Here is a 10,502-nt window from a genome sequence, read left to right as displayed (position 1 = left end):
ATGTGTTTCCAGAATCAGTCCGATGCCCTTCGTGTTCAGGATGCCTTGCGCAAACGATTGGGGAAATTTGGTCTCGCGCTCGAACCGACCAAAACCAAGCTCGTTGCATTTGGTCGTTTTGCCCAACGGTACGCAAGCCAGCATGGGAAGCGGCGTCCAGAGACGATTTACTTTCTGGGCTTCACCCTGTACTGCACGCGCAACCTGAAAGGCAATTTCAAGATAGGGATGCGCACGGAAAAGTCTCGACTCCGGCGTAGCCTGGCTAGCTTGCAAGACCTGATGCGTCAAGTTCGGCATCTATCGATTCGGGAGCAAGCTGAAAAGCTCAATCGGGTATTACGTGGCCACTATGCCTACTATGGCATTGCCGGGAACTTCCGGGCGTTGCAGAAAGTACATAGAGCGGTGGAGCGCTATTGGCGCAAAATGCTGAGCAGCCGGAGCCGTTCAGGCGGCGTTACCTGGGAGACATTCCAGGAGATCAAGAAGCGGTTTCCATTAATGCGACCAAAGCTGCATCTTCCCTACCGGGCGTTGCAAGCAATCGCGGTGCTGTGAATCAACTGCTGAAGAGCGTAGTGCGGGAAATCCGCACGCTACGTTCTGTGGGAACCGGGGGCGGGTGACTGCCTCCGGTCACCCGGTACTCGGGGTGCAACTCCCCGGGTCTACTCACCTCCTAATAGTGCGATTGTGTTGCGCATTTCTCAGTAAAACTTGACGCTCACACAACTAAAGTTGTTAATAGATTTCAACTAAAGTTGTTAATACTCGTCACCATACCGTCGATGGGGCTGCTTGCTCCGGTGCGTTGTGGCAAGAACGTAGGTGCTTCGATATTTGCGGGCTGCTTCAGCAAGTATTCGCGCGTCTCGCCAGAATCCTTCGTTGCACCGAGCGGCATCCACGGAAAATCGGTAGTACTGTGCCGAACGGGTCTCCATCGGCGCGGGAGCTGCGGTCGAAAACGAAGGCGCGATCGGTAAAGCGACCTTACAGATCCTCTGATATTCCAACGCACAGCGCCGTAGCGCGGCAAGCGCGTCGCCGGGCGTCGCTGCCAGCACCTGTAACGGTGCGTGATCCCATCTGGCAACGAAATGGCCATCCGCCGTTCGATAGAGCCAGCACCACGGACGCCCGTCTCGCCACCCGAGCAAGCGGCGGTGGCGCACATCGAAGTCAACGGGCGAGATTGCATCGATCACGTGCCAGCTGTTTGCTTCGGACCAGGACAAGCACGAGCCATGACAGGTGGCCCACATCGCGTTGCGGCGCGCCAGTTCATGTATGGCGTGTGCCGCCTTCCGCCGTGTTTTGCTGGTGTGCGGCGCCGTCGGCAAGTTTGCTGAGGTTTCAGCCGCGAATCGCACGCCGTGAGGGGTGGCGAGTGCGAGCCATGCGCTGTCACGCCACGACGTCCCGGGTGACGCGCTGTACCAGGTAGCAAGCCTGAATCGGGCAGCGCCCGAAGCGCGTGCCTGAGTGTCGCGCCATAGCGCGCCGAGACTCACGCGAGCTGCATGGCATGTCAGCCAGTGCCGCGTCCTGGTGTCGGCGTTATCCGCGCCGCAGAGCCGACAATCGTCTGCCACGATCTCGGCAAGCGTGTTATTGAATCCGCTTGCGGGGAGTCGGTGCGGCCAGCGACGTCGTTCAACGCCCGGTTCAACCGAGCGCGCCCAAAGCATGGTGATAAATGCCGTCTGCGCATTGCGGCTATGGCAAATGAGCTCACCGATTTCGATTGGGTCGCACGAGTCCATGAACCGGGATATCCATAGATCGCCGTCGGGTGCGACGTGACGCCGGACATGGCGCGCGATTGCGCGGTACGCGTCGAAGGCAGAGGCTGTTTGCGAAAGCGGCGTTCTCTCACTCTCTTGAGCGTCAGTCGGCGACGGACGATCTCGGTGCGGTGCCAACCTGGAAGGAGAGCCATACCCAACGGCTTCGATGCGAGCGGACGCGAAGATCGTATGTCTAAGGCACGCGGGGTAAGCAATCCCAAGCGATTGCGCGGTGGTGATCAGCCACTCGAGACTGCCAGGCGCTTGTTGGGAAAGGGCCAGGTCCAATCGCGACGGTCGGATGAGTTGCGATAACGAGTGCAGCCATGCCACGACGGCGGTAAGCGCATGCGTCATATCTGGCGTCATCGTCGATCGACGGCAGGTCTCATGCGTAAAGAAGTGCAACTGCCCACACGGACAGCTCCCTGCTATTCGGAAGTCGGCAAGAGACCGTAGCGCGGCGTCAAACGGTGCGCCGCAGTGGCAGCGACCGACAAGCGCGGTGTGATGAATCGGGCACGCATCCAGCAATGCGACGGAAAACAGCGCCGAATGGTAGCCCGCCGCCAGACATGCAAGGCAGACGCGTGGCTGGGGCATGGCGAGCGCGACTCGCAGCGGATCTGGCAGTGCGTCAAGAGTCGACCAATGGAAGACTTCTGGCGGCTCGCCGAGTGCGCGCGCGAGCGCCGCAACATCGATCTTGCCAGCGTGGATATCGAACAGATCCAACGATTGGGCTGGACGCGCCCCGGTGGTCGGCAGGTCAGCAGGGTGGAGGGCGTTGAGCGCACACGCGCGCAGAACTGTGTGCCACAGCGATGCATACGGCAACACACTGCCACGATGCCAGGCAAGACAGCGTTCAGGCATGACTTGCTTCGCGGCGACTCGCACCGCGAAGAGCGGCAGTCGCTGACACCAATGCCATCAGTGTCCGGTGCCCGCAATTCTCCACAGCCAGACACCACGCTTCGGGCGAGGTCCCTGTCTCGACGTTCCCGCCACTGGCGATGTAAAGAAGTACATGGCGACACGCTTGCGTCACGGTCTTCATTGGAAAATCCATCGGTCCGGCATAATGCGACGGTAATGTCTCGTTCATCGCTCGCATGAGCCTGTCGGCCTGATGCTCCATACGAAATCCTCCGGCCCACGGGCGCGGTGCCAAGCCCGCTGTGAATGAACGGCCCGAGCCTGGTGGCCATTCGCTACCGTCGTCATAGCCACGCATCACGTACGCGAGCTCGTCAATACTTCGCACACCGTGAAAGGGCTCCGATGCGAGCATGAAGCGGGCGGCTACATGGGCGCCGCCCGCGAGCGCCATGCCGAGTGGTTCATCGAAGAACTGCAACGAAGCAATCGAAAATACACACAAACGGACTCGCTGCTTCTCAAGAAGACTGTGCAGCTCGACGAGCCACAGCCACTCGCGATGACTCATACCCTGCGCTTCATCGATGACCAGAACGAGAAAGTGGCCCCCGCCTTGCGCCGCAAGTTCGATCCAGCGTTCCACGAGCATGATCTGTCGTTCGAGCGGATTGCGTCGTGCCTGGGCGAGCCGGTGACCGCTCGCCTCGAGCAGGTGCGCGTAAAAACGGCCAACGCCCTGACTGCAGCCTGAATCGGTGTGGCTCCAGATAACGAGTGGCACGTAGCCACCGTGGCGTTCGGATAGCAGACGCTGGAGCCAGTGGTCAACAGCACTTGATTTGCCGAACCTCGACGGCCCGAAGATGGTTGCGCCATCGATCTGGTCGTCTAGCCAACCAGCGATGCGCTCTACCATGTCACTGATCGCGATCGTGAACAGCGAATAATCGCGCGTGACAACGGGGTGGTCACGGGGCACGTGCGGGGCTACGAGCGCGCCCGTGGCCGGTCTGGACGGGGTTACCATTGCTGGGCCCGGCGCATCGGCGGCAGGGCGATCGGATTACTGCGTGCAGCGGCAGCGGTCGGCGTGCTGACGTTCGCTGCTGCCACCTCAGCGTGTTTGACGATACTCACCATCGATTGGCCGGCTAACCGTTGCGCATGCTGCTCCAGAATCCGGCGAGCTTCGAGATAAGCCGGGTGGACAGGCAGTTTCCGCTCAGGTGAGTCTTCTGCGTAGCGCAGCAACGCTTCAACCGCATCGCCGTGATTCGCCAGGTGCAGTAGCCGGCGCTTCTCAAGCGCGCGGATTGCCTGCCGCACGTAGAGCGAATGTGGCGTGCGATGCCATGGGGGCGCGGCGCGCACCACCCCGATGAAAACGCCGTGCTGCGTGGAGACGGCGGCATAACGTGCGTCGTCCTCATCGTCCAGGTGTAACCAGAAATTATTTCCCAGGAGATCGGTGCGCAAACACAGCCATTCGGCTGAGTAACGGGCGTTGGCAAAATTAAAATGCGGCCGACGCCCTGTCTCGATGCCGCCGAGCAGTGTGCAGAGCTTGCGCACGCCGACCATACGGCGTACCGCCTCCGGATCAACCACACGGACCACTGATGAGCGATCGGCCATCCATCGTTCAAGCTGTTCTAGCGGACTGCGGTAGCCTAACCCTGAGTGCGGTGTCGCGTTGTAGTTGGCGATCAGCGTATCGAGCAGTTCCTGCGCGTATTCGAGCTGGAATTGCGTAGCGAGCGCGGCCGCGTCAGGATCAGCACCGCGTTTGCCAACTGGTGAACTGCCGGTGGTCGTCGAAAGCCGGTGAAAGCCTCCGGTAGCCAGGTGTCCGAAGAACGATTCGACGAAGGGGCGATCGTCCTTGCTGCGCCGACAACTGAAGCTTGTTGAGTCCTGTGGCTTGATGAGTGTCGCCCCGACCAGATCGTGCAACACGCTTTCGACGCGCGCGCAGGTGTTCGCGAGTGCGCCGTCAACGCTAAATTCATTCCAGCATGCGCCTGAAAGCTGCGGGAGGAGGTACGAGGGCAAGCCCGCGCCCTGAACGTAGGCTTGGCTGCTGAACTGAAGGTCTCGTGGTGTCCACGGTGTTAGCGCACAGCGGACGGCACGCAGCACGTCCTCGGCCGAGCACTCACGGCGCAGGCTTAAATGGTAGCCAAGCACTGCGCGCGATGCGACATCAATGATGACGACGACCCACAGCCGGTGAATCATGCGAGGCTCCGTGCCGCCATGAGGGGAGGGCACCAGTACCATCATGCGAGCGTCAAGCTTGTGGGCGTCACATTCGACGCGGTCGAGTGGTGCTAGGGGCGGACGGCGCGTTCCATCGCCGCTGCGAGCCTTGCGTACCGCATCCTCTCCTCCTGTCAGCTGACGAGCGCGAGCGGGATGCTCGGCGAGTACGCGGTCGATGTAGCGGGCGAGCGTTACGTAGCCCCGTTTCTCAACGTTGAACGGCCATTCGCCGCGGCGCTCAAAGCCGCGTTCGCGAAGTTCGGCCAGGAACCAGCGAAAAATGGCCATGCGTGGCCGGCGCGACGCCTCGAGCTCACCACGCTTACCGAGGATTCGTTCTCGCAACCGGTCTTCGACTCCATGTCCCGCCGACGACTCGAACACCCACTGGAGGGCGCCGACAGCCCCGCCGTTCCATGCATTGAGTTTCAACGGTGCTGTTCGCTCGTAGGTCTTCACCCGCGAGTGCGGCAGCAAGCCGCGCCAGCCGTAGACGGATCCGTCAATGTGTTGCTTGAGGCAGCGCTCGTTCAACAAGCGGTAGGTTTGGATAAGGCTCATGCCGCAAGCCGCCTTGATTTGGGCGTCTGTGCCGCCCGCAAGATAAAGGCGAATTGCTCGCTCGCGCCGGCGATAAAGCGCGCGCCGTTCTACCGAAAGCGCAAGTTCATCGATGGGTGCCCAGAGTGTTAAATCGATATCGCCCAAGAAGTCGGCGTCGCTTCTGAAAGAGTTGCATGCCCGAAGGCGCGAGCGTCGTGTCATCGCAAGCCTCCACGAGCGCATCAACATCACCAGCTTAGATTAGTTGAAAACGCAGATCGTGCAACCTATCGGGTTGGGGAGGTCTTGTTGTTGACTTTGCTGCGGTTGCCCGGATAACGGACGCGATGTCCGTCTGTCGATCATCGGCATCGCGAGCACGGATGCCCCTACGCTCCTTGCACAATCTCATGTCCGCAGCTACGCCCGCGCCGTTCAGTAATTAACAAGATTAGTTGAATTCGTCGATTAGATAACAACTTTAGTTGACGCCGGAGCCTTTACTATTAACAACTTTAATTGAAATGCAAACCGGGCGTTGCGCCTTACGCGGTGGGCCTCCGAGATAGATTTTGCATCGCACCGCAGTGTTAACAACTTTAGTTGTGCAAGCGACTTGCGCTCGCTCAAAGGGGAGGTGGCCGGGAAACGACGATGGCGTGGAAGCATTCGGCATCTCTTCAGTATAGGCAACGACGTGTCGGTCGGAGTGACTTGTTTCTCCTGCGGCATGTTTGAACAGGAAACGCGGCTATCTCGCTAATAGGGTTAGCGATACAGCCTAATGTGATTTCGCTTCCGGACCGTCCGGCATCCCGGTGCGCGTGGCCCTGCGTCGGGTAAAATGGGCGCCGTCGTTGACTTTCTCCCCGACTTCAGCGGATTTCCCCATGTCCAGAACATCGCGATCTGTCAGCATTGCGCCCGATCACAACACGTCGGCCCTGTCGAAAGCCCAGAAGACGTTCAACTCGCTGATCGGGAAGATCGGGAAACGACGCAAGCGCTTGCGCGACTGGGAAACGGTTAAGCCTGCCTTCCAGAAACGGTACGTCGATGAGCTCCTGCCCCTGGAGAAGACTTCGGTGGCACTGCAGGTCCGGATGGTGCATTGCCTGGACCGGGCCTTCGATAGCCTGACCAAGACAGAGCGCCGGAAGGTTGCGCTCGTGATCGTCGATCTGGCAGGTGATCTGATCGGCGAAGACGAGAATGAAGGCAAAGCCCTGAAGGCGATTTACGACAAGTACAGCCCGACCAGCTACGACAGCGAGGTGGCGACCGAAGTCGGCGGGATGAAGTCCATGCTTGAGGCGATGTTTGGCGTTGATCTGGGAGACGATGAGGATTTGAATACCCCGGAAGACCTGCTGCAACGTGCTGAGTCCCATTTTCAGCAGGCTCAGGCGCAATGGGAAAGCGAGAATAGGCAAAGCGACGCCCGACGCGCGAAACGGAAGAAATCATCCAGGCAGCAGGCTGCCGAAGCGCGGGCACAGGAGCAGCAGGCAAAGCTGAACCTGTCCATTCGTGAGGTCTACCGCAAACTGGCCAGCGAACTGCATCCGGATCGCGAAACCGACCCGCAGGAGCGAGAGCGCAAGACCCGGTTGATGCAGCGCGTGAACGAGGCCTACCAGAAAAACAACCTCCTTCAATTGCTGGAACTGCAGCTCGAACTCGAGCATATTGACCAGCACGCCCTCAACAACATGAGCGAAGAGCGGCTGAAACACTACAACACAATCCTGAGGGAGCAGGTGCGCGAACTGGATCAGGAGATCCTTAACGTCGAGTCATCTTTCCGTTATGCCTACGGAATCGATCCATTCGAAACCGTTTCTCCCGATGGCGTGTTGCAAAACCTTGCAGTTGATCTCAAGGAACTCCGTCTGAATGTCCGGACCCTGGAGCAGGATCTTGCTGCATTCGAAGATATCAGGAATCTGAAGCTCTGGCTGAAGCGCTGCAAGGTCGTTTCCGCACCGTCAGACTTCGAATTCATGCCGTTTTGATGCCGAGGGAGCCACCTGTGCTCGACTATTAGCTGCTGAAAAATCACGCTGGCATTCTGCTTGTCGGCGACTACCATTCGCTTATCGAGCTGCACGAGGTCGTTCACGATGTCAATGACCGTTCGCCATTACTTCGTCAGGATGACGGACCATTTTTGGGGTTGGCCTACGATGTGCGCAAGGCCTACGAGCAGCAGCGGGAAATCTTGCAGCCCCCTGAAGGCTTCGAAGAAATCTTTACAGGTATTTGACCGGGTACAGTGGCGTTGTGGCGCAGGTGTTCGGCTGTGGCCGCGTGTTGATGCCGCCGGGACGAGCCAAACGTTCCGGCGTCGTGTAGCGCGCGTACGAGGTTCGATCTGGCCGAGACCTGCGCGACAAGCGGGTGCGCGGCTATTAGTGGTGTTTGTAAAACGTCGAACTGTCGTAGTGTGCACTGTGGGATTCGCCTGATTGCGAACTGCTCCCGGTGCCGCTGCCCATGCCCGATACAGCTATTGCGCCCGCCGATTCTTGAGTTGCGATTCGGGCCTCGGCTGCCTGAATATCGTCTGGATAGTTGTTGTCACGCCGGGCCGGGTTGTAGCCTGCCTTTTCAATTTGTACAAGCTGGGCGCGTACCTGCGCGCGAGTCAGTGGGGTGGTCGTTTGGGCAAACGAAGCCAGGGGGGTGAGCAGAACGCCGATAATGGCGATCCTGATGATTGTCGCGTTCATATAAGCCTCCCGACCTTCAGGTCGTACCAAGAGAATCTAAATTCCATCTTAGGAAGGGATACTTATGCCAAAGTTAACGGCACGTTGCGTGCTGGCAAGCATGCGTAAGAAAAATCATGTCGAAACGGCGCTCTATCCCGTTACGGGGCGTTTTCGAGGTCCGTCGCAACGCAGACGTGCGGTGCGCGCAGGCAGACACTGGCCAGTGCCGCAGTTGTCCGGCGCCAGTTTTTTGTGACGTCGTCAGTGGCGGACGACGGTTCTCCGAACGCAGCATATTGCCGGCGTCGGAACTGGCTGCTGTCCCTGGAGGAAAAGTAAAAGCGATTTCAGGTTCATGAAAATGTCACATGCCGGGGCTATCTTCCGTCGCCACTTACCTGGTTGTGCAAATGAGGAGCATAAATGAAACTGAAAGCGATTCCCCTGGTGATGCTTGCGTTGGCGTCGGCAACCGCAGTCCAGGCTGCAGATATCACTGGCGCAGGGAGTACCTTCGCGCTACCGATCTACGCGAAATGGGCGGACGCCTATGAGAAGTCGGGCGGCGGCAAGATCAACTACCAGGGCATCGGCTCGTCGGGCGGCATCAAGCAGATTCAGGCGAAGACCGTCGACTTCGCGGGCTCGGACGCTCCGTTGAAGGACGATCAACTGGCCAAGGACGGTCTGTTCCAGTTCCCGACGGTAGTCGGCGGCGTCGTGCCGGCGATCAATGTGCCTGGCATCAAGGCCGGCGAAATCACGCTGTCGGGCCCGGTGCTCGGCGACATCTACCTCGGCAAGATCAAGAAGTGGAACGATCCGGCCATCGCCGCGCTGAACCCGAAGGTCAAGCTGCCTGATCTGGACATCGCGAGTTATCGTCGAATGTGGTGTACGCGGGAGGGAGGCAGGAGAAGGCGGTGGCGATTGCAGGAGAATGTTGCTTCTCACAGTAACACTTCCCCAATCGAACTCCACCACCATGGCGAAACGTACGCAGGAAACGAACGACAGTCAAGCAGCAGAAGCGGAATTTACGGGTGCGCCCAGTATGGACGACCTGATCCAGCAAGGCGCACGGCGCATCATCCAGCAGGCCATCGAGGCGGAACTGGCAGCAATGCTCGAGCAATATTCGAATGTGAAGACGATAGATGGCCGACGGGCCGTGGTGCGCAACGGCTATCTGCCTGAGCGTGAAATCGTCACGGCCGTGGGTCCTGTGCCGGTCCAGGTGCCGAAGGTGCGCGACCGCTCGGGCTCGGGCATCAAGTTCAATTCGTCGATCGTGCCGCCCTACGTACGCAAGTCACCGCGCGTGTCGTCGTCGCTGCCGTGGCTGTACCTGCGTGGCGTGTCCACAGGCGACATGGGCGACGCGCTGTCCGAGCTACTTGGCGAGCAGGCCAAAGGGCTGTCGGCGAGCGTTGTGAGCCGCCTGAAGGCCTCCTGGTCCGACGAGTATGAGCAGTGGAAAAAGCGCGATCTGTCGAAGGCGCGATGGATCTACTGGTGGGCCGACGGCATCCACACACAGGCACGCACGGAGGATTCCGACGGCCAGTGCCTGCTGGTGATCATCGGCGTAAAGCCGAATGGCGAGAAAGAGCGCGTAGCGCTCAGTGACGGCTATCGCGAATCGAAAGCGTCGTGGGTCGAGCTGCTGCTTGACCTAAAAAAACGCGGTCTGCAGACGCCGCCGTTGCTGGCTGTCGGCGATGGCGCGATGGGGCTGTGGGCGGCACTTGAAGAGGTGTTTCCGCAGGTTCGTCACCAGCGCTGCTGGTTTCACAAAATTGGAAACATCCTTAACGTCATGCCCAAATCGCAGCACGGCAAGGCCAAAGCGGCGCTCGGGGAAATCTGGAATGCAGCAACCAGAGCCGATGCGATCATCGCGTTCAACCGGTTCGTCGACACGTACGCGGCCAAGTATCCAAAGGCCGTCGAGAAGCTCGTGAAAGATCGCGATGAACTGCTCGCGTTCTACGACTTTCCTGCCGAACACTGGCAGCACGTGCGGACCACGAATCCGATTGAATCAACGTTCGCTACGGTGCGCCACCGTACGAGCCGCACGCGGAACTGTCTGTCTCGTGCGACGTTCCTCAGCATGGCGTTCAAGCTGATCGAAGCGGCCGAGCAGTCATGGAGAAAAATTCGCGGCGTAGACAAGATCGAGGCCCTTCTGAAGGGCATTGCCTTCACGGATGGAACCCCGGTGACTGAAAGCACACCGGCTCCTCAAGCGCTGGCTGCCTGATCATGCCGACCGACCCGCATACACCAGTCTTGACGATTGCTC

General features: G+C 59.4%; 8 protein-coding genes and 1 pseudogene. 5 read left to right on the top strand and 4 right to left on the bottom strand.

The window, feature by feature from the left end; all coding sequences use genetic code 11:
• On the top strand, nt 1-561 hold a 561-nt coding region (locus tag PWP93_RS37185; protein WP_421029015.1), incomplete at its 5' end, for a group II intron maturase-specific domain-containing protein.
• A gap of 206 nt (nt 562-767) precedes the next feature.
• Here PWP93_RS37185 and PWP93_RS37180 read toward each other — a convergent pair.
• The 3 genes from PWP93_RS37180 to PWP93_RS37170 all read right to left on the bottom strand — a co-directional run bounded on the left by PWP93_RS37180 (nt 768) and on the right by PWP93_RS37170 (nt 5,702).
• Nucleotides 768-2,669 carry a hypothetical protein gene (locus PWP93_RS37180; RefSeq protein ID WP_421029016.1) on the bottom strand — a complete coding sequence of 634 codons (1,902 nt, stop codon included), beginning with the start codon at nt 2,667-2,669 and terminating at the stop codon, nt 768-770.
• Nucleotides 2,662-3,591, bottom strand: coding sequence for an ATP-binding protein (locus tag PWP93_RS37175; protein ID WP_421029017.1), 930 nt, complete (start codon nt 3,589-3,591; stop codon nt 2,662-2,664). Before PWP93_RS37175 ends, PWP93_RS37180 begins: the two co-directional genes overlap by 8 nt.
• 104 nt (nt 3,592-3,695) lie before the next feature.
• Nucleotides 3,696-5,702: a hypothetical protein gene (locus PWP93_RS37170; RefSeq protein ID WP_421029018.1), complete on the bottom strand. Its 2,007-nt coding sequence runs from the start codon at nt 5,700-5,702 to the stop codon at nt 3,696-3,698.
• 668 nt (nt 5,703-6,370) lie between these two features.
• Between PWP93_RS37170 and PWP93_RS37165 the strand changes: the two genes are divergently transcribed.
• Nucleotides 6,371-7,495 (top strand): molecular chaperone DnaJ, encoded by a 1,125-nt coding sequence (locus tag PWP93_RS37165; protein WP_421029019.1) that lies wholly within the window; start codon nt 6,371-6,373, stop codon nt 7,493-7,495.
• Nucleotides 7,496-7,527: 32 nt separating this feature from the next.
• Complete coding sequence (locus PWP93_RS37160) at nt 7,528-7,746, top strand: DUF6904 family protein (protein WP_421042801.1); 219 nt, start codon at nt 7,528-7,530, stop codon at nt 7,744-7,746.
• 145 nt (nt 7,747-7,891) lie between these two features.
• On the opposite strand, the gene PWP93_RS37155 is transcribed toward PWP93_RS37160, so the two are convergent.
• Nucleotides 7,892-8,212, bottom strand: coding sequence for a DUF4148 domain-containing protein (locus PWP93_RS37155; RefSeq protein WP_421029020.1), 321 nt, complete (start codon nt 8,210-8,212; stop codon nt 7,892-7,894).
• A 405-nt stretch (nt 8,213-8,617) separates the two neighbouring features.
• Between PWP93_RS37155 and PWP93_RS37150 the strand changes: the two are divergent.
• Nucleotides 8,618-9,082: pseudogene (locus PWP93_RS37150) on the top strand (substrate-binding domain-containing protein); the annotation flags it as partial.
• Between the two features lie 166 nt (nt 9,083-9,248).
• Nucleotides 9,249-10,460 (top strand): IS256 family transposase, encoded by a 1,212-nt coding sequence (locus PWP93_RS37145; RefSeq protein WP_421048395.1) that lies wholly within the window; start codon nt 9,249-9,251, stop codon nt 10,458-10,460.
• The last annotated feature ends 42 nt before the right edge of the window (nt 10,461-10,502 follow it).

Origin of the sequence: Paraburkholderia sp. A1RI-2L (assembly GCF_048957375.1) — a bacterium.
Taxonomy (GTDB): domain Bacteria; phylum Pseudomonadota; class Gammaproteobacteria; order Burkholderiales; family Burkholderiaceae; genus Paraburkholderia.
Note: the sequence above shows the minus strand (reverse complement) of the source record. Positions and strands in the feature narration are given on the sequence as shown.